This is a genomic window from Kineococcus vitellinus, from assembly GCF_009906315.1.
Classification (GTDB): Bacteria; Actinomycetota; Actinomycetes; order Actinomycetales; family Kineococcaceae; genus Kineococcus; species Kineococcus vitellinus.
In genome coordinates this window covers 1-519 of record NZ_JAAALL010000647.1, presented here as the reverse complement: position 1 = coordinate 519, position 519 = coordinate 1, and the positions used below count along the sequence as shown (strand labels likewise).

Genomic DNA, 519 nt, shown 5'->3' with positions numbered 1-519 from the left:
GGTGCACGCCTGGATCCGCGCCTGCCTGCTGCTGGCCGCGGCGGCGCAGGTGCTCGTCGGCCTCACCGACGAGCGGGCGCTGCTGGCCGTGGGCGCGCTGCTGCTCGGGCTGGGCGGGCAGGGCGCCAAGATCGGGGTGGACACCGTCGTGCAGCGCAGCGTCGACGACGCCTACCGCGGCCGCGTCTTCACCGCCTACGACCTCGTCTTCAACGTCAGCTACTGCCTGGCGTGCGGGGCCGCGGTCGCCCTGGTGCCCGCCGACGGCCGGCTCGGGGCGGTCGCGGCGCTCCTGGGGGCGGGGTACGCGGTGTGCGCGCTGGTGCAGGGCCGCGGCCGCAGCCGGCTGCGGGACTGAGCGCCCGCGCCGCTCAGCCGGGCGGCTCGTCCACGACGGTCGGCGGGAAGTACGGGCCCACGGTCACGGAGGCCGTCGCGGTGACCGGCACCCCGGAGCCCGTGCCCGTCGGGGCGGGCGACCCCGTGGCCGGGTCCGTCGCGGGCGTGCCCGGCCACGGG

Annotated in this window: 1 pseudogene; it reads left to right on the top strand. The window is 79.0% G+C overall.

The features are described from left to right. Nucleotides 1–358 (top strand): annotated as a pseudogene (locus GTQ99_RS24530) (MFS transporter); the annotation flags it as partial. Between the last annotated feature and the right edge of the window lie 161 nt (nt 359–519).